At 55.3% G+C, this 22,593-nt stretch carries 19 protein-coding genes and 2 pseudogenes; 11 read left to right on the forward strand and 10 right to left on the reverse strand.

From position 1 onward, the window contains the following. Positions 1-19: 19 nt before the first annotated feature. Positions 20-685: pseudogene (locus HNR55_RS11340) on the forward strand (aldehyde dehydrogenase family protein); the annotation flags it as partial. Positions 686-700: 15 nt separating this feature from the next. Here the strand turns inward: HNR55_RS11340 and HNR55_RS11345 are convergent. The 4 genes and pseudogenes from HNR55_RS11345 to HNR55_RS11360 form a co-directional block, all read right to left on the reverse strand. Then, the gene (locus HNR55_RS11345; protein WP_166115576.1) at positions 701-1,024 is read right to left on the reverse strand and encodes a transposase; all 324 of its coding nucleotides are present in this window, start codon (positions 1,022-1,024) and stop codon (positions 701-703) included. 624 nt (positions 1,025-1,648) lie between these two features. Beyond that, positions 1,649-2,326 (reverse strand): imm11 family protein, encoded by a 678-nt coding sequence (locus tag HNR55_RS11350; protein WP_166115574.1) that lies wholly within the window; start codon positions 2,324-2,326, stop codon positions 1,649-1,651. Between the two features lie 165 nt (positions 2,327-2,491). Further along, positions 2,492-2,794 (reverse strand): annotated as a pseudogene (locus tag HNR55_RS11355) (transposase); the annotation flags it as partial. Between the two features lie 375 nt (positions 2,795-3,169). After that, positions 3,170-3,337: a type 2 periplasmic-binding domain-containing protein gene (locus HNR55_RS11360; protein ID WP_166115570.1), complete on the reverse strand. Its 168-nt coding sequence runs from the start codon at positions 3,335-3,337 to the stop codon at positions 3,170-3,172. Positions 3,338-3,406: 69 nt separating this feature from the next. Between HNR55_RS11360 and HNR55_RS11365 the strand changes: the two genes are divergently transcribed. From HNR55_RS11365 to HNR55_RS11390, 6 genes are all read left to right on the forward strand, one after another. After that, positions 3,407-4,405 carry a glycosyltransferase family 2 protein gene (locus HNR55_RS11365; protein WP_242005569.1) on the forward strand — a complete coding sequence of 333 codons (999 nt, stop codon included), beginning with the start codon at positions 3,407-3,409 and terminating at the stop codon, positions 4,403-4,405. Between the two features lie 361 nt (positions 4,406-4,766). After that, entirely contained in the window at positions 4,767-5,864 is a 1,098-nt protein-coding gene (locus HNR55_RS11370; protein WP_166115568.1) for a DUF1176 domain-containing protein, read from the forward strand. 476 nt (positions 5,865-6,340) lie between these two features. Next, the gene (locus tag HNR55_RS11375; RefSeq protein ID WP_166115566.1) at positions 6,341-8,980 is read left to right on the forward strand and encodes a TonB-dependent receptor plug domain-containing protein; all 2,640 of its coding nucleotides are present in this window, start codon (positions 6,341-6,343) and stop codon (positions 8,978-8,980) included. A gap of 97 nt (positions 8,981-9,077) precedes the next feature. Next, complete coding sequence (locus HNR55_RS11380; protein WP_166115564.1) at positions 9,078-10,679, forward strand: flavin monoamine oxidase family protein; 1,602 nt, start codon at positions 9,078-9,080, stop codon at positions 10,677-10,679. Further along, positions 10,679-11,098: a c-type cytochrome gene (locus HNR55_RS11385; protein WP_166115562.1), complete on the forward strand. Its 420-nt coding sequence runs from the start codon at positions 10,679-10,681 to the stop codon at positions 11,096-11,098. Before HNR55_RS11380 ends, HNR55_RS11385 begins: the two co-directional genes overlap by 1 nt. A 4-nt stretch (positions 11,099-11,102) precedes the next feature. Then, positions 11,103-11,624 (forward strand): RidA family protein, encoded by a 522-nt coding sequence (locus tag HNR55_RS11390; protein ID WP_166115560.1) that lies wholly within the window; start codon positions 11,103-11,105, stop codon positions 11,622-11,624. Between the two features lie 325 nt (positions 11,625-11,949). Here HNR55_RS11390 and HNR55_RS11395 read toward each other — a convergent pair whose 3' ends face one another. Continuing rightward, positions 11,950-12,744: an NAD(P)H-dependent oxidoreductase gene (locus tag HNR55_RS11395; protein WP_166115558.1), complete on the reverse strand. Its 795-nt coding sequence runs from the start codon at positions 12,742-12,744 to the stop codon at positions 11,950-11,952. Positions 12,745-12,846: 102 nt separating this feature from the next. Here HNR55_RS11395 and HNR55_RS11400 point away from each other — a divergent pair, with 102 nt between their 5' ends. Next, positions 12,847-13,764: a LysR family transcriptional regulator gene (locus HNR55_RS11400; protein WP_166115556.1), complete on the forward strand. Its 918-nt coding sequence runs from the start codon at positions 12,847-12,849 to the stop codon at positions 13,762-13,764. A 200-nt stretch (positions 13,765-13,964) separates the two neighbouring features. Here the strand turns inward: HNR55_RS11400 and HNR55_RS11405 are convergent, their stop codons facing one another. Next, on the reverse strand, positions 13,965-14,180 hold the full coding sequence (locus tag HNR55_RS11405) for a hypervirulence associated TUDOR domain-containing protein (protein WP_166115554.1): 216 nt from the start codon (positions 14,178-14,180) through the stop codon (positions 13,965-13,967). On the opposite strand from HNR55_RS11405, the gene HNR55_RS11410 reads away from it, so the two are divergent. From HNR55_RS11410 to HNR55_RS11420, 3 genes are all read left to right on the forward strand, one after another. After that, entirely contained in the window at positions 14,179-14,784 is a 606-nt protein-coding gene (locus tag HNR55_RS11410; protein ID WP_166115552.1) for a DUF488 domain-containing protein, read from the forward strand. The genes HNR55_RS11405 and HNR55_RS11410 overlap by 2 nt on opposite strands. 243 nt (positions 14,785-15,027) lie before the next feature. After that, entirely contained in the window at positions 15,028-16,380 is a 1,353-nt protein-coding gene (locus tag HNR55_RS11415) for an NCS2 family permease (RefSeq protein ID WP_166115550.1), read from the forward strand. 118 nt (positions 16,381-16,498) lie between these two features. Beyond that, positions 16,499-17,536: a threonine aldolase family protein gene (locus HNR55_RS11420; protein WP_166115548.1), complete on the forward strand. Its 1,038-nt coding sequence runs from the start codon at positions 16,499-16,501 to the stop codon at positions 17,534-17,536. A 29-nt stretch (positions 17,537-17,565) separates the two neighbouring features. Here HNR55_RS11420 and HNR55_RS11425 read toward each other — a convergent pair whose 3' ends face one another. The 4 genes from HNR55_RS11425 to HNR55_RS11440 all read right to left on the reverse strand — a co-directional run bounded on the left by HNR55_RS11425 (position 17,566) and on the right by HNR55_RS11440 (position 22,591). Then, positions 17,566-18,843 (reverse strand): Hsp70 family protein, encoded by a 1,278-nt coding sequence (locus tag HNR55_RS11425; RefSeq protein WP_166115546.1) that lies wholly within the window; start codon positions 18,841-18,843, stop codon positions 17,566-17,568. 135 nt (positions 18,844-18,978) lie between these two features. Beyond that, positions 18,979-20,199, reverse strand: coding sequence for an MFS transporter (locus HNR55_RS11430; RefSeq protein WP_166115544.1), 1,221 nt, complete (start codon positions 20,197-20,199; stop codon positions 18,979-18,981). Beyond that, a complete protein-coding gene (locus HNR55_RS11435) occupies positions 20,199-22,445 on the reverse strand; it encodes a TonB-dependent receptor (RefSeq protein WP_253545586.1) in 2,247 nt (748 codons plus the stop codon). The genes HNR55_RS11430 and HNR55_RS11435 overlap by 1 nt, the downstream gene beginning before the upstream one ends. Beyond that, positions 22,397-22,591, reverse strand: coding sequence for a hypothetical protein (locus tag HNR55_RS11440; RefSeq protein ID WP_166115542.1), 195 nt, complete (start codon positions 22,589-22,591; stop codon positions 22,397-22,399). The genes HNR55_RS11435 and HNR55_RS11440 overlap by 49 nt, the downstream gene beginning before the upstream one ends. Positions 22,592-22,593: the final 2 nt, after the last annotated feature.

Here is a 22,593-nt window from a genome sequence, read left to right on the forward strand (position 1 = left end):
GACGACGGAAGCATGACTTTATTATCAGACCCTCAATCCGACCACGGAAACCGTGGAACGCACATTTGAACTTCATACGTCGCAGCAGATGCAGGCGATTGTCGAGCGTGCGGACCATGTGTGGAAGACCGACTGGAAAAAGCGCGGTATTGCCGAGCGCAAGATCATCATGTCCAAGGCTGCCGACCTGCTGCGCCGTGACCGCGAGACGCATGCCCGCCTGATCGCAACCGAAATGGGCAAGGCTCTGTCCGATGCGCTGGAAGAGATTGATATCACCGCTGATATTCTCTCTTTCTATGCGGAGGGCGCGGAGAAAATCCTTGCCCCTACGCATTTGGAGGTCAGGAAAGGTCACGCGAAGATCATCAACCAGCCGCTTGGCATCATCTACTGCATCGAGCCATGGAACTTCCCCTATTATCAGCTTGCCCGTGTGGCCGGACCGAACCTGATGGCAGGCAATGTGGTCATCACCAAGCATGCGCCCAGTGTGCCGCAATGTGCGCTGGCTTTTGAAAAGCTGTTTCACGATGCGGGCGCGCCGGTTGGCGTCTATACCAACATCTTCCTCGACAATGACCAGTTTGCTGAACTGATCAAGGATTTTCGTATCCGTGGCGTCGCCCTGACCGGCAGCGAACGCGCGGGCCAGACGGTGGCGGCCGAAGCGGGTGCCGGTGTTCCTCAATGAAGCGCGTCATGGCCTGAACCGGCGGTCGAGTTCTCCTTCCGCAAAATATGCCGATGCCTTACGCAGAATTTCATTGGCCTGCCGCAGTTCGCGGTTTTCTTGCTCCAGTTGTCTGATCTTCACCCGATCAGGGAGGTCACTTACTGCAGGCGCATTGGCCCGTTCATGTAAACGGGTCCATTTTGACAGCGTATCAGGGTGAATATCCAGCTTTGGCGCTATCATCATCACTGCAGACCAGCGTGACGGATGGTTTTTCTCTTCTTCCAGAACCATGCGAGTTGCACGGTCACGAAATTCCGGCGGAAAACGCTTCGATTTATTGCTCATGAATTCTTCTTACCTCACGGGTCTTGCTGTCTCCACAAAACCCGGGGCAATTCATGATTCCGTTCTCATTCATAAAGATATTATTCCATTGCTCCGGATAGGTTTTAAGTGCAAACGCGATTACCCTTCGCACTTTTTCACGATCATACTCAGCTACCACGTCAGCATATATCCTACCCTTGTTCAAAGCTTCCTTTCTCCGTGGGCATCTGTTTCGAAACCAAACCAGAGTTACTGTTGCCGATCCAATACAACTGACCGTAGCATATCGTTCGACTAAACTGCCGCCTTGCTCTCAGCCTAACTTGGCAAACGCCGACTTTCACTCTTTACCAACGTCCATTGATCACTATAGGTCCGTTTTCAGCTATTTATGTAACTACCGACTTCATTTTCATATGATTGCAAGGGGGCGCCATCATGGACAGAAATTCCCAATTCCTGTGCCAGAGTTTTATTCCCCGGAAAATATATTCTATTTTTCGGGGAATTAATATCAAATAAACACGCTTCAGTTAGATCTTGAATTGCCTAATTGTCTGACGCAATATCTTTCGATATCATATGGTGGTCTTGCAAAGCAACGACCATAACCCTGCCTCCAATACGATAATTATAATTTCATTAAGGTTTCGACGCGCATCGAAAACTTAACCCCTTTAAGCCAGCACGTTTAAACGCTTCTCTGAATACATCATCTACAATAACGAAATCGGGATTAGTCTCAAGACGAAAGGCGTGGTGGCCGTTTACGATCGCTTCGTCGAAGAAAAGTTTGCTTAGACCGCCAACATAATGGATGCGTTTCCCTGACGTGCTCCGGCCGACACTGACTTCAGAGCGAGATTCGTCGACCGCGTCCAAAACGGGCAGGACGTCGCAGAGCCAAAGTGTAAGCGGTTCCTGATCTGGATCGACCTCCACCTCAGTTGCAAGGAAGCTAAAATCGGTCTCACTGATCGAAAGCAGAACCTGCCTGGCTCGGTCTGATATGATCCAGAAATAGCCATTTTTTTGAAAATCAGCAAGTTTGCGTCCCAGACGCCTGCTGACATAAAACCGGGGCAGAACAGGATACTCGCAAAAACTTCGATTTAAAGAGTCAGGTGCGTTAATAAGCGGCCGCAGACCAGCGGACATGAGAGCGTCACTATTCATTAGCTTCCAACCTGCTGGATTCGCACGTGCCGGGCGAAGCAATATATAGAACTTTCTAGATTTTGTTTTTACTGAAACGATCTTGCGGCCTTTCGGCTTTTCTAAATATTCATTTTCTACCATCGCTAATGTTCTCTGACTCATTTTTTGTTTCCCCACGCTGCGCTCGGTCTGCGACCCCTTCACTTCGTTGTCGCTAATTGACTTGCGCCAAGTGTTGCCGCGATAACGGGCAAATTGTCAAAACGGGTTGAATTCTGGAGATGCACCTCGATGCGGTCGCTCTCCGAGACGCCGAAGGTGCTGCCTTCTTTCAGCACCGGGCCGTTCTGCAGCAGATGCCTTACGCAGAATTTCATTGGCCTGCCGCAGTTCGCGGTTTTCTTGCTCCAGTTGTCTGATCTTCACCCGATCAGGGAGGTCACTTACTGCAGGCGCATTGGCCCGTTCATGTAAACGGGCCCATTTTGACAGCGTATCAGGGTGAATATCCAGCTTTGGCGCTATCATCACTGCAGACCAGCGTGACGGATGGTTTTTCTCTTCTTCCAGAACCATGCGAGTTGCACGGTCACGAAATTCCGGCGGAAAACGCTTCGATTTATTGCTCATGAATTCTTCTTACCTCACGGGTCTTGCTGTCTCCACAAAACCCGGGGCAATTCATGATTCCGTTCTCATTCATAAAGATATTATTCCATTGCTCCGGATAGGTTAAGTGCAAACGCGATTGCCCTTCGCACTTTTTCACGATCATACTCAGCTACCACGTCAGCATATATCCGACTCCTGTTCATAGCTTCCTTTCTCCGTGAGCATCTGTTTCGAAACCAAACCAGAGTTGCTATTGCCGACCCAACACAACTGACTGTGGCGGATCGTCCCACTAAACTGCCGACTTGCTCTCAGCCTAACTCGACAAACGCCGACTGTATCCAACCGCATCAGTAAGACATATTTACAACTCCGCATCGGACAAGATTTTTACTAGGGCATGGGCCATGCTTCCAGTTCCCCGGTGGTGGGGTCTCTGGGGCGTAGGCAGACGTGATACGCCAGAGCAGCCGGTTTGATGGAGGCCCCATGGCGGTCCAGACAAGCGGAACTGGCCGCCAGCCGGGGATGGATGTCGCCCTGATATTCCATTGTATCCATGTTCAGTTTGCATTGGGATAAATGGGTTGATAATGAAGGCCTTTATCGTTGACTAGGTAAGACATGAACATGACTTGCGATGATGGCTCCCTTTCTCCAATGAGGCAAAACGCGCCCCGTTTGGCGATCGTCATGCCTTGTTATAATGAACAGGAAATTCTGGGGTCAACGATTTCGCATGTAAAAGATTTTTACGCGAGCTGCATTGATGATGGAGTAATTAGTAAAGATAGCTATATTTTACTTGTAGATGATGGAAGTAAAGATAAAACGTGGAATATTATTTGCAGTCAGTCAAAATCTAGTGGATTGAACATTGTAGGATTAAAGCTTTCTCGCAATAAAGGGCATCAGACGGCACTTCTTGCAGGTCTGGACGCAGCAACGGATTGCGATGTTATTGTGAGCATGGATGCAGATTTGCAAGACGACATTCAGGCCATAAGAGGGATGATTGCGTGCTGGAAAAATGGATTTGATGTCGTTTACGGAGTCCGTAACGATAGAACCAGCGATACCTTCTTTAAACGAGAAACAGCACAGTTTTTTTATCGGTTAATGCGGTTTATGGGCGTTAACTTAATCTCAAATCATGCAGATTTCCGGATGATGGACAAGAGGGCTCTGGAAGCTCTTTTGGAGTATCCTGAGCGCAACTTATTCCTGCGTGGTCTTGTTCCACTTATTGGCTTTCAATCCACAACAGTGGAATATGCACGCCTGGAACGCATGGCAGGAGAAACAAAATATCCAATATCAAGAATGCTTGCGTTAGCTGTTGAAGGCATTACGTCTTTCAGTGTAACGCCGCTGAGGTTTATTTCGCTCACTGGTTTTCTAATTTCTATATTCTCATTTTTAATGATTTCTTACGCTCTGTTTGGAAAAATCAGCGGTCATACCGTTCCTGGCTGGGCATCTGTTACAATAGCTATATTTTTTATGGGCGGCGTTCAAATGCTCTCTCTGGGAGTGGTTGGAGAATACATAGGGAAAATTTATCTGGAAACCAAGCGACGTCCCAGATATCACATTGAAAAAATCACAAATTTAGATATTCCGTCATAATATATGAGTGTATGGATAATTCCATTGGTAATTTATATTTAGAGAATTACCTATATATTGCGCAGAGTGTCATATTTTAGGTTATCAGGTCTATCCAAATGCTTCCCATGCAGGAAAAACTGGAGATCTTCAGGTAACCATGAGTTTATGGATGAATGTCCAAACAGCAACTCGGGGTGAAGAGAGCGCGATTTTGTAGAGGGGTTTGGCCATGCCGTTCTTCGCTGCTGCCCGGGCCAGACCTGTTGCCCATATGCTGAAGGCCACGGGCTGAGTGTACAGAGGTGCCGTTTAGAGTGGCCCTTCTGCAGGGGGCGCTTCATCAGATATGCGGAAAGAGGATGGGATGGAAAAAAGATGCATGCTTCTGATCTTTCCATTCCTGATTATGAGCGGAGCAGTGCAGGCAGCAGCGCCTTCTTATGACGCGTATGGGTCATGGTTGGTCGCATGTGACAACGCCCTGACCTGCGAAGCCAAAGGATTTTTGCTGGGTGATGATGTTACCTCAATCATGTCAGACAAAGAGCCAGAGACCGCGCCAGTCAATGGAGCGGTTGACCTGCGCTTTATTCGTGGTGCCGGACCGAATGGCGTGATTGAGGCGCGGCTGACCGCAGATTTTTCCTTTGGTCTGAGCGACCTGCGTATGGACGGCACGCCGCTATTGCTGGACCGTTCCGCATGGACACTCAACACACGGGATGGTGTCAGCACCCTTTTTAGTAAGCGGCCTGAAGTTGTTGCAATGTTTGTGGCGCAGTTGTGCAACGCGAACAGGGTGCAGGTGGGGGACGCGATTGTGCCGTTGAGCGGGCTCAGTGCCGCATTGCTGCGTATGGATGATCGTCAGGGAAGAGTGGGCGGCGCAACCGCACTGATCGGCATGGGACCAAAAGCAGCCGACCTTGTACCTCCCGCGCCGCTGCTGTCGCCTGTTCCATCTGCTCAGCACGCTATTCTTCTTGCCCGCATGGAGCGTGATCGCTTGCTGGCATGGACAAAAAGGGCGCAGGCCAGATTCATAAAAAAGCAGGGTTGTGACAGCCCGGATCAAGAAACTGGTGATCTTCTGGAAGCAGAGGTTTACGGGCTGGACAAGAATAATGCGCTTGTTCTGGTCGGGTGCAGGGTGGCAGCATATCAGGATATGTTTCTGGTTTTTGTTGTACCTCGCACAGGTCATGGCCGCCCAGAGCCCGCGGGTCTTCCAGGCCCCGTTCTGAGCAAGAAGGATACGGGTGATGAAGGAGGCGTTGTGGTAAGCCCTGATTTTGATGGGGGAACTGCAACTCTTACGGATTTTTATAAAGGCATGGGACAGGCTTACTGTGGTGCTTCTCATGCATGGCGGTGGGACGGCCACCACTTCGTTCTGACGGGAATGACTTTTCAGCTTGGCTGTGGTGGCAGCGCGTCGGGTGACTGGCCTACTCTGTACCGATCCAAGGTCCAGTAAAGGGGGCAGGAGATGGAATGGGCTCGATTCTGTCTGTACAAATACTTGTCCAGCCGCTTCAGTATGAGTGGGTGATGAAGGAGAGCAGCCCATAATCACGCGGGCGGATATGTCATGATAAAAGTGGCATCTACAAAGTCCGGCCATGTGGAAATGTCAGTAAAATCCGAATCCCACAGCCTGCGGGGAGTATGGAACTGGCGTTGCGCCAGCCTTTGCGGACAAAGGTGCAGCAGATCAGGCCGGGTGGTTCTGCCTCATCGGTCCACATGATAAAAGCCATATAGATGGCGCAAAACAGCCAGTTTTGCGTAAGTTAGTCATGGGCTGGCCTGATCTGGTGGGGAGGCTATCTGTTGCGTTTTCGCAACGTTATGCAGAATTGGCGCGGCAGATATGTTTTTTCTATATCATTCCTATTCCGAAATGTAATACGGCGGATGGAGCAATAATGCTTCACAAGTGGGACATGAAACATGCGATTAGCGCGCCGCTTTTCTCTGCTTGCCACCACACTCTGCACCGTTCTGCCTTCGCTTTCTGTGGCTGAAACGACAGGTACTGCTACAACACATCGGAAAATTCAGCACGAACAGTCCGGGAAGGTCGCGGCTAAGTCGACAGGTCCCGCTACAACGGCAGCCTCAACACAGGCGGCCCGCAAAAAGGACGACACAAGAGCTTTATATGCAGGGGATGTCGAAACCGTTAACGTTTCAACCGGCACCCACTCGACCAACCGTAAGGCAAGGCAAAGCTCGTCCCCTGTGACCGTTGTAACGGCCGCGACCCTGCGCCGTTCGGGGCAGGTTAATCTGGCAGATTCGCTGGTACGGACATACGCGTCGATCAACGTGCAGGCCATGGCCGCTGACAGTGCCGCGCTCACATCTTCCATTCAGATGCGTGGTCTCAACCCGAACGAAGTGCTGGTTCTTGTTGATGGCAAGCGCCGTCATTCCACGGCAAACATCGTGGCAGACGCGGGCCCCCAGTTTGGTTCGACGGGCGTTGACCTGAACATGATTCCAGCAAATGCGATTGACCATATTGAAGTGCTGGAAGACGGTGCCGCCGCCATGTATGGTTCAGACGCCATTGCGGGCGTTGTGAATATTATTACCAAAAAAGAAGACCACGGCCTGCATATGTCGGCCCAGACCGGGGCCAATGCCTATAACGGTGATGGCTGGCAGTATCAGTTGAACGCAGATGGCGGGCTGAAACTGGGGGAAGATGGTTATATCCATCTTTCAGGCCAGATCACGCATACAGATCATTACGTTGTCAAAACTAAAGATCACCGTTTGCTGGGGTATTGGCCCGATGGTGCAACCACAACCGGGTATTATAACGGTGTGGTACCCAACGCCATGCAGGTGCCGCTTGATTCCAACAAGATCATGAGCACGCCCGAAGAAACGCGGGAAAATCTTGGCATTGATTTTGGTAAGAAAATTACTGACGCCATTCAGTTCTATGGTCTGATCACGTACGCGCACCGTTATGGGGAAGCATACGAAAACTACCGCATTCCCACCATCGCGCCGACCTATTATCCTTCTGGTTTTTCCCCGCTCGAAACCATTCAGGAAAACGATTACGCAGCGACCATTGGCCTTAAAGGCGACAGCCTGTTCGGCTTTGACTGGGATCTGAGCACCACTTACGGCGCTGACGAAACCAAGATCGGCAATAAAAATACCGCCAATACAGGCATGCTGTCGTCTTCCTGCTCGTCGGATAGCACATCGGCCAACTATTCACCGCTTGGATGTGGCTGGACCCCGACAATCGTGCGCGCAGAAACATACCGGCTGGCACAGTGGACCAATAATCTCGATTTCCGGCGGCATTTCAACATTGCCCAGAAAGTTCCGATGCTGCTGGCCTTTGGTGGTGAACACCGGCTGGAAACGTATGACCTGACAGCAGGGGACGAGGCATCCTACCTTCTGGGCGGCACGCAGGGCTATGCAGGTATCGGCCCACAGAGTTCAGGGAGCTGGAGCCGTGACATCTGGGCAGGTTATGTGGATGGTGACTTCCATCCGCTCAAAAACTGGGATCTGGATTTTGCCGGGCGTTTTGAGCATTACACAGACGTTGGAAATGCGGAAAACGGCAAGGTTTCCTCCCGTTATGATGTAACCCGGCGTATTGCCTTCCGCGGGACCATCAGCACGGGTTTCCGTGCGCCGACACTGCCGGAGCAGCATTATTCCGCCATGAACGTGGACCCCAACGGCGCTTCCGGCCTGTTGCCGGTTGATTCGGCCGCGGCCAGCGCACTGGGGGCGAGCAAGCTTAAACCGGAACGTTCTGTCAGCGCCAGCGGTGGTATTGTTATCGAGCCTATCAACGGCTTTCATATCGAAGCGGACGTTTACCAGATCAACCTGCGTGACCGTATTGTCGGTGGCGGTACGGTCAATGGCGCCAGCGCGATTTCGGCCATTGAGCAGCTTGGTTATCTGCTGCCCTCCAATGGTCTGATTGCTGACAACGTGTCAGCATATTTCATGACCAACGGAGCCAGCACCCGTACGCAGGGTCTGGATATCAAGGCTGATTATACCTTCCGCTTCCGCAAGGCGGGTACTCTGGCGCTGACCATGGCGCTTGACCTCAACCGGACGCGCCTGCACCATAATTCACTGGATGCAAATGGTAATCCTTTGCTGAATGCACAGAACGTTTCTTACATCACAACGGCCTATCCACGTAGCAAGATTATCCTGAACGCATTCTACCGTTACAAGAACTGGGACTTTAACGTGCGTGAAACGCGGTATGGCGAAACAACGTCCATGCTGACCTACTATGACTGGCAGAACCAGAACACACTCTGCGCGGGTGGTGGAAAGCTGGCTTACTCCAATACCTGCTTCAACCAGTTCAAGAACACACCACGCTGGATGACCGATATTGAAATTGGCTACCGCTTTAACAAAAACTGGCACATGGCTGTTGGCGTGAACAACATTGCCGATGTCAAACCCCGTATGGTTGCGCAGATCAACAACTCCCGTGGCGCACAGCCGTACGACCAGTTCTCTCTTCAGGTGCCGATTACGGGTGCCTACTACTATGGTCGCCTGAACGCAGACTTCTAAAACAGGCTATACATGACGTATGTTTTCATGCGTCATGTATTTTTTTCCGGTTCGGTCTTACCGGAACCGTGGGTAAAAGAAAAAGCAGGGATACTCAATGGCAAGTCCATCAAACACCCGGTCACAAACACGGCGGCAACTTCTGAGCCGTATTGGCACGTTAGCGGGGAGTGTGGCGCTGTATCAGGCCATGACCAGTATGGGCCATGCGATGGGAACGGATTTTTCCGGTCCTCCCAAGCTGTCTGGTGCTAAAAAAGGGACTTCCGTTCTGGTTCTGGGGGCTGGGCTTGCGGGGATGCTCAGTGCCTATGAACTGCGTAAAGCGGGTTATGATGTTAAAATTATTGAATTCCAGACGCGTAGCGGTGGGCGTAACATCAGCCTCCGCGGAGGGGACACAGTAACGGAACTGGGCGGAGCCACACAGAAAGTCGGCTTTGCACCGGGGAACTACATCAACCCCGGTCCGTGGCGTATCCCCTACCATCATCAGGGGCTTTTGTACTATTGCCGCGAGTTTGGTGTTGAGCTGGAACCATTTATTGAGCTGAACCATAACAGCTGGCTCCATTCGACGGGCTCTTTTGGTGGCAAAGCCGTACGCTACCGGGAACTGGCCGCTGATTTTACCGGCTTTACGGCCGAGCTTCTGGCTAAAGCTGTGGACCAGCATAAACTGGATGATCTGGTGACCCCGGATGAAGTGGCGCATCTGAAAAACGCCATGCAGGGTTGGGGTGCGCTTACGCCGGACCTGACTTATGCAAAGGGTAACATCAGCTCGTTACGACGCGGGTTTGAAAAGTCACAGGGTGGCGGACTGAATGGTGCCCCGATACCGTCCGACCTGATGCAGAGAGGTGAAATCTGGAAATCCGGCATGTGGAACTGGATGGCGTTCCATGAGCGGCTGGATATGCAGACAACCATGTTCCAGCCTGTTGGGGGAATGGACAATATTGGTAAGGCCTTTACCCGGCAGGTTAAAGACCTTTTGCAACTCAACTGCAAGGTTACGGCCATTCATCAGGATGAACATGGTGTCAGTGTTACCTATAATGACATGCAGCATGGGGGGGTGGTCCGTCAGGCAAAGGCTGACTATTGTGTGTGCACAATTCCCCTTTCCATTCTGTCACAGCTGGATGTGCAGGTGAGTGATGGCATGAAAGCCGCCATCGGTGCCGTGCCTTATGCGTCCTCCGTTAAGCTTGGTCTGGAGTTCAAACGCCGCTTCTGGGAAGAAGATGATCAGATTTACGGCGGCATCAGCTTTACGGATCAGCCCATCAGCCAGATTTCCTACCCAAGCCACGGCATTTTTTCCAAAGGACCAGCCGTGCTGCTTGGGGGCTATATGTTTGGCCCGGCGGCATATGACTTTGCGGGCATGACCCCTCAGGAACGACTGGAGCAGGGCATCAGGCAGGGTCTGGCTTTTCATCCTCAATACCGGAAGGAGTTTCTGAATGGTGTGAGTTTTGCATGGAGCCGGGTGCCATGGACTTTGGGGTGCTGTTCGATGTGGAGCGAAGAGGCACGCAAGACGCACTATAAGACGCTGTGTTCCATTGACCAGAGACTGGTTCTGGCTGGCGAGCATGCATCTTACGTCGGGTGCTGGCAGGAAGGCGCCATTCTATCCGCGCTGGACGCGGTCACACGTTTGCATAAACGAGCCCTGGGAGCAGCCTGATGCGTAAATTTCTCCTTTTGTCGGCGCTGGTGGCTGCTGCTGCTGTACCGGCGGGCTTTGCACGGGCGGACAGTGCAAGTGCAATTTCTGGTAAAATGGAAGCCCTGCCCTCGGGCGAGGCGATTTACCGCCATGTCTGCCAGAGCTGCCATATGGCTGAAGGGCAGGGGGCTGTGGGTGCCGGGGCGCAAATTCCTGCTCTGGCGCATAATCCGCGTTTGCAGGTTGCCAGTTACCCTGCCACCGTTATCCTGAACGGTTACGGAGCCATGCCGTGGTTTTCCGGTTTGTTGAATGACCAGCAGATTGCAGATGTGGTGGATTATGTCCGCACGCATTTTGGTAATCATTATACAGATAAACTGAACCCGTCAGAGGTCGCTCTTATGCGCCCACATCTGACAGCCGAGGAGCAATAAGATCATGCGTGTATTCAAGGCCGTATGGGGATGGGCCCTTTGTACAACATCAGTTCTGGCGGCATCAGTGTCTTTTGCGCCAGCATATGCCCAGAGTGATCTGGTCAGACATAACGAAGCTACTTTTCCCATAGCGTCAGCTATTGAAGTGCCCTCAGGCTCTTCCACCATTTATCTGAGTGGTATGGGTGCTCCTGTTATCGACCCGAAAGCGCCGCAGAAAAGTCTGGCAGCTTATGGCAATATGGCGACACAGACGGAAGGTGCTCTCAAACGGATAGAGGATACGCTTGCTGGCATGGGGCTGACCATGGGAGACGTGGTGCAGATGCATGTTTTTATGGTGGCGGATACGCAAACCAAAAAACTTGATTTTGAAGGTATGATGAAAGGGTACACGAAGTTTTTTGGCACCAAGTCACAGCCCAACCTGCCGGTTCGGTCTGCTTTTGGTGTAGCGCAACTCGCCAACCCGGGATGGCTGGTGGAAATTGAGGTTGTGGCAGTCAGGCCCTCTCACCACTAAAAATCCGGGACATGCGTAAACACGTTTGATCTTGTCCTGATGTTTCCACGTCATGCCGCGCATGGGCAGCCCGTCTGGCAAGGGCTGCCTTTAAGCGCGGCATGTTCATGACAGAGGGACGGGGCGATCGCCAGTTCACGGCAGATCGGCCCGATACCCAGGTGCTTACGATGGGTGTGAATGAACGCCATCGTCATTTCCCGCAGTGGTCGCACTTGGCCGAGCCGAATGAGCCTGTGGCCCTGTGCTGGACCGCGTTGGCGCGGCGTAACGCCCTGACCGCGCCAAGCTCTGAGCCGGTGGCTGCCATACGGCTCCCAGGTGGTCATTTCGGCGGTGGTAGTGCCACATGCAGGTCAAAACCGACGGTACCCGGCGCTTCCAGCCCGGTTTTGAGTTCCATTGTGGGAATCTGATAATCGCCGCCATTCTGCTGCCGGTACGGGATGGGGGCTGTTGTTGCCAGTGTACGCATCCGTTCGCGGAGCTGTTCTGCCAGAACGTCAAAACCCGCGTTGTCCAGCCGGTCCACCCTGTAGGCCACGAAGGGTGGCAGAACGGTGAAACCCGGATAGAACAGGATGCCGTGATTGATGGGAAACAGCAGGTCATCTATCGGGCCGTTGATCCCGCGTGCGGAATAATGCTCGGGCCAGCCCCCGGTGGTGACGATCAGCATGGCGCGCTTGCCTGTCATCGTTCCTTCGCCATAGCGGTCGCCCCAGCGGCGGTCATTGTGCTCGCCAACACCGTAGGCGAAGCCGCAGGCATAAACACGATCTACCCAGCCCTTGAGGATTGCGGGCATGGCGAACCACCAGAGCGGGAACTGGAAAATAACCGTGTCGGCCCAGCGCAGTTTGTCCTGTTCGGCCGTTACATCGTCCGTCAGGCCACCTTCGGCGAACTCGCGTGAGGAAGCGGAGGACACTCTCAGGCGTTCGTTTGCAGGGATATCCGGAAAGTCGGCCCGGTCAATGCTTGCTTTCCAGTGCATGGCGTAGAGGTCGGAAACCTGAACCTTATGACCCTGTGCCTGCAATGTGGTAACCGCAACGTCGAGCAGGGCGCCGTTGAGGGAGTGCCGTTCGGGGTGGGCGAAGACGATCAGGATATTCATGAGCGGACCTTGCTGTTGTCAGAGGAATTCGTGTTCCGCTCAGAGTAGGCGATAAGCTATTCTCCTCCCATATGGGGCGAGCGGAAGGTATAATGCCAGAAAATGGAACAGTCTCTGGTTTCATTGGAGCGGATGCGGACTTTTGTGCGCATCGCTGAACGGGGTAATCTGGCGGCTGTCGCGCGTGAAAGTGGCGCGGGGCAATCGACGATTACGCGGCACCTGCGTGAGCTTGAAGAGGCTCTGGGCGTCTCGCTGCTAACGCGGACAACACGCCGCACGGCACTGACGGATGAGGGAGCGCGCTATTACGCGCACTGCGTGCAAATTCTCTCCCTTGTCGAACAGGCCGGTCAGGAAATGCGCGATACACGGCAGGCGACAGCCGGAACCGTGCGGATTTCCTGCACCGGAGCACTGGGTGTGCTGTATATCAGTCGCCTTATCTATGAATTTCAGGACCAGAATCCCGGTATCAGGATTGAATTCGGGTTAACGGACGAGCGCATTGATCTGGTGCGCGATGGCGTTGATATCGCCATTCGTCTTGGCCCCCTGAGTGATTGCGCGATGAAGCTGCGCTCTCTGGGTGAAAGCCAGCGCGTGCTGGTTGCCTCGCCCGAATGGCTGGCGCGCCATGGCCCGGTGCGGCGGCTGGAGGATCTGCGTGACCTTGAGGGCGTGCGGATGTCGCGCGTGCATGGATCGGAGCGGCTGCTTTTGCAGGATGCAGAAGGTCGGGACCATATTGTGCCGTTTCATGGTCGCCTGACTGTTGACCATGGTCTGGCGGCGCGTGATGCGTTTCTGGCTGGTCGGGGTTTTGGCCCGGCCCATCGCTGGCTGGTGGAGGACTGCCTGCGGGATGGCCGTCTTGAGCAGGTCTTGCCGGACTACACGCTTCCGGCGGCACCGCTGAGCATGCTGATCGCACCGGAGCGGACAAACCTGACGCGAGTACGGCTCTGCGCGGAGTTTCTCGCTGCAAGGGCCCGAGAAATTCCGGGTATCAGCCGCTGACTGTGCTGTGGCAAAATCTCATGCCCCGCAAAACCTGCCATCCGGCCATGGGGTATGTTCTGCCAGCGGGACATGGCTTTCTGGGGGCTTTGTTAAAGCATGTGCTGCAACCGGTTGCCTGGCGTGCCGTGCAGGTCATGGTGTGCTGTCACATGCGATCATCGGTCATGGATGCCGGTCCAGCAGGTCTGCCGCGTCCTTCAGTCCTCAAGGCTCAGGGCGGTGCTTTTATGGAATGCGATATGACCGGTTTTAAGGCTTTCAATTTCGTATTGTGGTTCTGTCGGCGTCGCGTGATGTTGATAGCCGTTGACCATAAACGGGGTAAAATGGACGGCTCTGATCTGTCCGCTGACGTGCCCGGCTTCTGAGTTCCAGGATACGATATCTCCGATTGCGAAGGACTGTGATGGCATGAAAAACTCCAAATCCAGCGTGAACCATGACTGTGAGCCGAGTATATCCGTTTCCAACCCTTTTTACACCATTGGACACTCAACACTTTCTCTGGATGATTTTATGGCGCTCCTTTGCCATTATGGAGTGACGCTGGTCGCGGATGTGCGGGCTTTTCCGTACTCCCGTCGTAACCGTGATTATGACGGAACCAATCTTCAGCCCGAACTGGCGGCCTGTGGAATAGGGTATAGCCATTTTCCTGCCCTTGGTGGCCGTCGCCCACGGTCAAAGACGGTGCCGGTCAACACCAATGCATTCTGGCGTGTGCAGAGTTTTCATAATTATGCGGATTACGCTCTGGGAGAGGATTTTCATCACGGCCTGACCCAGCTTATCGAAGCAGGGAAACACGCCGTTGTTGCGATCATGTGTGCGGAAGTGCTCTGGTGGCGCTGCCACAGGCGCATTATCACGGATTATCTTCTGGCCAATGGAATAAAGGTTTTTCATATTCTATCCATGTCGCATGTCGTCCCGGCAGGTTTGACAGAGGCGGCCGTGGTTGCGGATAATCACTGTATTACCTATCCGCAGGACGAGAGTGCTCAAAACCCCATGTAACAGGTTTTCATGTTGTATAATTTGGTGTTTTTCATTCTTGGCCTGCGTGCAGGTGGGAGAGCGTGTTCAGGGCAACGGGGCATTTACTCCGGCTTGCTGCTGTCCCCCAACCCCAGCGTGCCCGAAGGGTTTGTTAATGTTCAGTCCGGGCAGACACACCCCATTGTCTGGTAGGGGCAACGGGCAGCGCGCCGGTGTGGCGGTGCAGCCCACTGGTCGCATGAAACTGGAGTGCTGTTGATTATGAGAGCCGTTTTATCCCTGCAAAAGCTCTTCGGGTTTAATGTGGCGGGCCACCAGTCCAGCGTGGGCACGGAGGTGCTGGCCGGGTTCACAACCTTTGGCGCCATGGGGTATATTATTGCGGTCAATCCGGCCATTCTGGCAGTAACGGGTGCCAACCGGGCGGATATGATTACCGTAACCGTGCTGGCCGCCATGTGTGGCTCCCTGCTTATGGCGTTTTTGTCACGCCTGCCCATTGCGCTGGCACCGGGCATGGGGTCCAACGCGGTTTTTGCTCAGGTTGTCGTGGTGAAAATGGGCCTGTCCTATGGCACGGCGCTCACCATGGTGCTGGTGGGGGGTATTCTGTTTACCTGCCTGTCGCTCAGCAATGTGCGCCAGCATATTGTGCGGGGCTTTCCTGCCTCTATCCGTATTGGGTTACAGGCCGGTATTGGCCTGTTTATTGCCTATCTGGGCCTGCGCAGCGGGGGGCTGATTGTAACGGACCCAGCCGGGGGCGTTGCCTTTGCGGATTTGCGCTCCCCCTCGGTCATGGTGGTTTTTCTCTCGCTTTTGCTCATCGCGGCACTGGTGGCGGCCCGTGTGCGGGGGGCCATGCTACTGTCCATTCTGGCGGTTACGGTGGCGGGGCTGTTTATCCAGACCTCTCCGGGCCATGTCATGACTGTTCTACCTGCGCAGGCGGTGGCCCTGCCCCACGCGCCCAGCGCGTACCTGTTTGCGTTTGATACGACTGAGTTCTTCCACAACTTTTTTCTGGTCCTGCCCCTGACCCTTTATTTTTTCCTGTCCGACTTTTTCTCCGCCACAGCGACCATGATCGCGGTCACGCGGCGGGCGGGCATGATGGATGCGCAAGGCAATTTCATGAACTCCCGGCGTGCGTTTCTGGCCGATGGGCTGGCCTCCATTGTGGGGGCGTGTCTGGGGAGCCCGACCGTGGGGGCGTATGTTGAATCCGCAACCGGGGTGGAGGCAGGCGGCCGCACGGGCCTGACAACCCTGACCGTAGCCATACTGTTTGGCCTGAGCGCGTTTTTCTGGCCCCTTATTGCCTGTATTCCCCCACAGGCCACCACAGCAGCGCTGGTGATGGTGGGGATTCTGATGATGGAAGGCCTGACGGAGCTGGATATATCCGACCCGCTCCAGAGTGTTTCTGCTGGTATGATCGTGCTGCTGACGGTCACAACCGCCAACCTCATGATCGGGATTTGCGCGGGGTGCTTTGCCTATACGGTCATGGCGGTTGCTACCCGGAGCTGGGCGCGGCTGACGCCGGTTTTCCTGCTGACCAATGTCCTGCTGGTGATCTACCTTGTGCTGGTGACCTACACGGTCAACTAACGCGCCCCTGCGCCAGACGTATTGATGTAAAAGGCCGTGCGCAGCCTGCGCGTGGCCCCCTGTTGTCCACCGTGGTTAAGGCTGCGTGCCTGCCACAATGCGGTAAAGACGATGAGCGATGAACACGCGTCAGCAATTTACAAGCGATAACTATGCCGGGATGTGCCCCGAGGCATGGCAGGCCATGATGCAGGCCAATATCGGCTCGTTGATCCCCTATGGGGAGGATGAATGGACCAGCCGGGCGGCAGACGCTTTTCGCGTCCTGTTTGAAAAGGAGTGCGAGGTCTTTTTTGTCTTTAACGGCACGGCGGCCAATTCACTGGCGCTGGCGGCTCTCTGCCAGTCCTATAACAGCGTGATCTGTTCCTCCTACGCGCATGTGGAAACGGATGAGTGTGGAGCACCCGAGTTTTTTTCCAACGGTTCCAAACTGCTTGTCGCCCGGACGGAAAGTGCAAAGCTGACCGAGCAGGATGTCAGGCTGTTATCCACCTGCCGGAGCGATATTCATTACCCCAAGCCACGGGCCGTAACCATTACGCAACCGACCGAGACGGGGGAGCTGTATTCCCTGTCCGAAATTCGCACACTGGCGCAGACATGCCGTGAACTCGGGCTGTATCTGCATATGGATGGCTCACGCTTTGCCAATGCGTGCGCAGCCCTTGGCTGCACACCGGCAGACATGACATGGCGGGCCGGGGTGGATGTGCTGTGTTTTGGTGGCACCAAAAATGGTATGGCCGTCAGCGAGGCCGTTCTGTTCTTTGACCGCGCCCTGGCTGATGGTTTTGATTACCGCTGCAAGCAGGCCGGGCAACTGGCTTCCAAAATGCGGTTTTTATCCGCCCCATGGGTGGGTATGCTCGAGAGCGGGGCATGGCTGCGTAACGCCCGGCATGCCAATACCTGCGCACGCAGGCTGGCCGAACAGGTGGTGGGCCTGCCCGGTGTTTCGCTCATGTTTCCGGTGCAGGCCAATGGTGTTTTCATTCATGCACCGCCTGCTGCGCTGGAGCGGCTCCGGGCCTGTGGCTGGCGCTTTTATACTTTTATCGGCGGAGGGGCGCGCTTTATGTTCGCATGGGATGCGGACATGGCGGAGGTGGACCGGCTGGCAGCAGACATAAAAGCCTGCGCCAGTGCGGCCTAACCCCCAAAGGGCAGGAGGGCAGGCAGCTTTTACGCTGCCGCCAGAGCCAGCCCTTCAGCGACCGAGACAAACTCCCCGCCCAGTTCCACCTTTTCAGCCCCAAAGCGGGAGGTAAACAGGGCGCGCACCGCAGGCACAAACGATGTGCCGCCGGTCAGGAACACGCGGTCGATCTGCTCGGGGGGGAGGGCTGCTTCCTGCAAGGCGGCCTCTATGCCTGCGCCCAGCCTTGCAATGTCGGGCGCGATCCAGCGGTCAAAATCCTCACGCTGGATGGTGGTGTGAATATCCAGCCCCGGCTGCGTAAAGTGCAGGTCTGCCGATGTGTGGGTGGAGAGCGCGCGCTTGGTGGCCGATACGGCGTTGTAGAGTTCCTGCCCGCGCTGTTCACGCACGAGTTCGATCAGGTTCTTCAGCTTCTTGGGCTCGGTGGCCGTGCGCGCCACATCCTCGATTTCGTTCAGGATACGTGGTGTACGCATGAGCGAGAGCCGGTGCCAGCGCGCCAGTGCATGGTACCATTCAACCGGTACGGGTAATGGTTCCCCCCCCATGATGCGGAAGGTGCAGTCCCGCCCAAGGTAGGGGGCCACCACGTTGTCTATGATCCGAAAATCAAACTGGTCTCCTGCAAGCCCAACCCCAGCATGGCCTAGTGGCTGCGTTGCGGTCTGGCCCCTGGGGTCAAAACGCACGACGGAAAAATCGCTTGTACCACCCCCAAAATCCCCGACCAGAACCGTTGCAGGCCGGTCCAGCCGCTGCATGAAGCGCCAGCCCGCGGCCTCTGGCTCCATCATAACCGTAACATCGGCAAAGCCTGCCTGGGCAAAGGCGGCGCGGAGCCGGGTTTCCCCCAGAGCATCATCGGCATTGTCCCCCACAAAATGCACGGGGCGGCCCACCGTCACATGGCACTGGGCGGGGGAAAGTCCACCAAGGGCCATGAGTTCCTGCAAAAAGGTGGCAATCAGGCTTTCAAGCGACAGGCGCTGGCCAAAAACCTGTGTCTCGCGAAAGCTGGCCTGTGCGAGATAGGATTTCATGGACATGATCAGCCGCGTTTCGGCCGGGTCATCCAGATGCGCTTCAATGGCATGCGCGCCAACTGCGCGGTGCTGCACGCGCCGCCCGCCCTCCATGTCCTGCCATAAGGCCAGAAGTGTGCGGCAGGTTTCCGAAGGCTCACCATCAGGCGTGGCAAAGCGGATGGTCTGGATCGTGCGGTCGGGGCGCGCAATGACAATAACACTGTTGGTTGTGCCAAAATCAATGCCGATGCGGGTGGGGGCGGGTAAGGAGGTCATAACCGGCGGAAAATAGAACCCGCTCCCCCTGCTTGTCCATGCCTTATATGCGCAGGCGGGCAGGCTATGTTGCCTTTTGTGCTGCCTGCATGCGGCATGCCTTACGCGGTGTGCCGTCTGGGGCGGGTTGTGGCTTTAGTCCGGGCCTGTGCCCGTGTTTGGCCCACAGGCGGAATAGGCGGGCTGGGTGGCCTGCTGCATGCCGGGCCTGCCCGCATGGGGGCGGGTTACGCGCAGGGTGGCCAGAGCCGCGCAAAGGCATAGGGCGAGGCTGAACAGGCCGGTCCACAGGTAAAGCCCATGTGTTTGGGTGGCGCTGGCAAAGAGCGTTGTTGCCGCCTGAGAGAACATCCACGCCCCTCCAGCGCGGGAGGCCAGCTTGCCTGTGGGGTCCACAAGGCAGGTCAGGCCGACAAGGCTGGGGTACACAAAGAACCACGCAGCATAATTCAGGACAAAGGCGGTGCAGAACAGCCATGGCGTGGGCGGGCAGGCCTGTACCACGCAAACGCCGCCTGCCAGCACAAGGGCGGGCACAAGCAGGGGGCTGGTTATGTGCCTGCGGCTTTGCAGCACTGTAGCAAGGCAGACCGCAAGCCCCGCAATATTGGCAACAGCCGACAAAACCCCAAAAGAGGAGGGTGCCAGCCCGACAGAAAGGCCAATCCGCTGGGTAAAAGGCCATACCGCCAGACTGCCGCCGGTGTAAAACAGCACGGCCAGCAAAGCCCACACAGGGGCAGCATGAGCGGGGGCGGCATAACCGGCCTGCGGGTTGGGGCCGGGGGCAGGCAGAACCGTATCGGGCAGAAAAAACAGGAGTGGCAGCAGCACAACAACAAGCCCTGCCAGTGCCAGAAAAATACCTTTCTGCCCGGCCAGTGCACTGGCATGGGGGAGCAGCAGGCTTGCCAGACTAAAAACAACGGTCTGCACCACCATAACAAAGGCCAGCACAAACACAGGTTTGCCCAACCGGCTGGCTCCGATATTGACAACCGCATTCAACCCGCCAAGGCAGCCGCCGGAGAGCACGCGCAGGGCCAGCAGGGGCCATACCCCCACGGCAAAGGCGGAGCCTGCCTGTGCGACAACCAGCCCAATGCCAGCCAGCAGGGCCACCAGACGCAGCCTTAGCCGGGCAGACAGGGGGGCTATACCGGTCATGGTCACGGCATAGGCCAGCATTTCCACACAGCTCCATAACCCGGCCTGCATGATGCTGAACTGCCCGCCACGGACCAGCTCGCCCACGGCAAACGGGCCAAGTGAGTTCATGCTATGGGCTGCGCAGTCTGCCGCACTGATTGCGGCCAGCACCAGCAGCCCGGCCCGGTTGCGTAGCCCCCCGACCATTACAGCGCCCGCATGACTTCAAACCCGAAGGCGCGCAGGTCGCCCGGATAGCGGCTGATATTGCGATTGAAAAATTCGCCAAACGCGTTGGTGTAGGTCATCTGGTTGGTGACGTTATGGAGCCAGAAGGCCACTTCCGTTTTTTCATCCACCGAGTGCCATGCCACGCGCACATTGCCCGTAATAACCGGGTTTTGTGAAAAAGCATGCCGTACCAGAGCCTGCATCTGGGGGGATGCCAAAAAGGCGGCAGGGGTTGTGGCGTGGCTGTCCGACCATGCCTGAAAACGGTAGCGGCTTGTGTAACGCCAGTCTGTCTGCACCGTAAAATCCCCAAAGGAGACAGGGATTTTATAGCTGAGCAAAAAGTTGGCGGTTACGTGTGGTGCGCGTTCAAGCGGCTGGCCGGACAGGTCCACCGGGTTGCCGCTATTAAAGGGCGTTGGCGCACTGGCGTTTTTGAAATTGGTGTAATGTGCGTCCTGGTAGGTTACGCCAAAGGAGCCAAGCAGGTTTTGCAGGGGGCGTACCTGCCCTTCAAATTCAAAACCGTTCGATACGGCCTGTGCGGCGTTGGTCGTGTGGGTTCCCGTATTTTGCAGGATGGTGACCTGCATGTTGTTGTAGTCGTAATGAAAGCCCGAAAGGTTGAGTTGCGCCTTGCCGCCCCAGATCCGTGCCTTTACCCCGCCTTCGTAATCCGTCAGCTCTTCAGGGTTATACAGGCTGAAGTCGGATGTGGTGGCAACATAGGTGTTGTAGTTGCCGGTCCTGAAGCCACGGGCATAGCGCAGGTAGGCGATAATGCCCGGTGCTATGCGGTATTTAAGGCTGGCGTCCTCGCTGTCCTTGTTAAACGTCTTGCTCAGGGGTGGGCCAACCATGGCCTGCCCCGTATTGGGGTTGAGATAGGTGTTTGTGTTTGTGTTGATGTAGGTGAGCGCACGGTTGCTGGCATTGTAGGGGTTGGAAGGGTCCGTGTTATAGGCCCATGCTTCCCCATTGGCGCTGCGTGTTTCCGAGGTAAAGCGCCCGCCAATATCCAGTGTCAGGCGGGAGGTCAGGTCAAAGGACAGGGCCGAGAACACGGCAGCATCCTGCGTGCTGATGTTAAAGCTGGAGGCATTGCCCCCTGTGCCAAAGCTGCTGTCTATGGGGCTGTACAGGGGCTGCTGGCTATAGGACTGGGTGAGGTTGCGCATGTAATAGACGCCGCCCACATAACGTATTTTTTTGTTCTGGGGAGAAACAACCCGGACCTCGTTGCTCAGCACCCGTGCAACGCCGCCTATGTTTTCCTGATAATCCACGGGGGCGGGGCTTGCATCATCATCCGAAAAAACGTTGAAGTGGTTCCACTCCAGCGCAAAAATATTGGCAAGGCTCCAGCCGTTTTCAAAATCATATTTGGCATTGACCGACAGGCCCGCACGCCGGGTGGTGGCATCCGTGCGCCCGTTGTTCTGGATATTGCGGGTGGAGGTCTGGGTATAACCCTGTGCATCCTCCCCACCGGGTAGCAGGCCCACATGGTCTATGGGCACCTTGGTCTTGTTGCGGCCAAGGTGCATTTTAACCAGAATGGACAAATTATCGACAGGCTTGGCCAGAATCTGCCCGCGCATATCGTAATACTGGTAGCCTCCCGTGGGGTTCTTGTGGCTGCCATTATAGTACTGTCCGTCGTAATCCCGGTTGACTATGGCAAAGCGGGCCATCAGCTTGTCTTTTATAATAGGCCCGCCCAGAGCGCCTTCTTCCCCCCACAGGCCGTAATTGCCTGCTGTGCCGCGTACGTAACCATCCAGCGTATTGGTGGGTTTTTTGGTATAGTAGGAAACCATGCCCGCCGTGGTGTTCTTGCCCTGCAAGGTGCCCTGTGGCCCCCTGAAAACCTCTACGTGGTCCAGGTCATAAATCGGCACACCCTGCGATGCTCCACTATCGAGGAACACATCATCCTCGGAAACACCTACGGCGGTTGTCATGTTGGCCGAAAAATCGTTGGTGCCAATACCGCGCAGGCGATAGCGCGGGTTGGCTGAGCCGGATGTGGTTTCCGCCATAAGGCCGGGTACATCCCGTGCAAGGCTGAGTGCGTCACGCACCCCGGTTGTTTGCAGGGTTTTGCCACTGAGTGCCACAATGGATGCGGGCGTTGTATTGGCCTGCTGCGCGCGCTTGTTGGAGCGGACCGTTATTTCCTCCAGTTTGCCCGTGTTCTGCGGCGCGGCAGCCTGTGCCACAACGGGTTTGGTGGCTGTAGCGCGTTGGCCTTGGTCTGCTGCTGTGCGCTGGGCAGGCTCTGCTGGGCTGCACTGGCCGCGTAAACCGTGCTGGTGGAGAGCACCAGAGCAAAGGTGATCCGGTGCGTAAAAGGGGTGTGAACCATGG

This window comes from Acetobacter lovaniensis (assembly GCF_014207635.1).
GTDB classification, from domain to species: Bacteria; Pseudomonadota; Alphaproteobacteria; order Acetobacterales; family Acetobacteraceae; genus Acetobacter; species Acetobacter lovaniensis.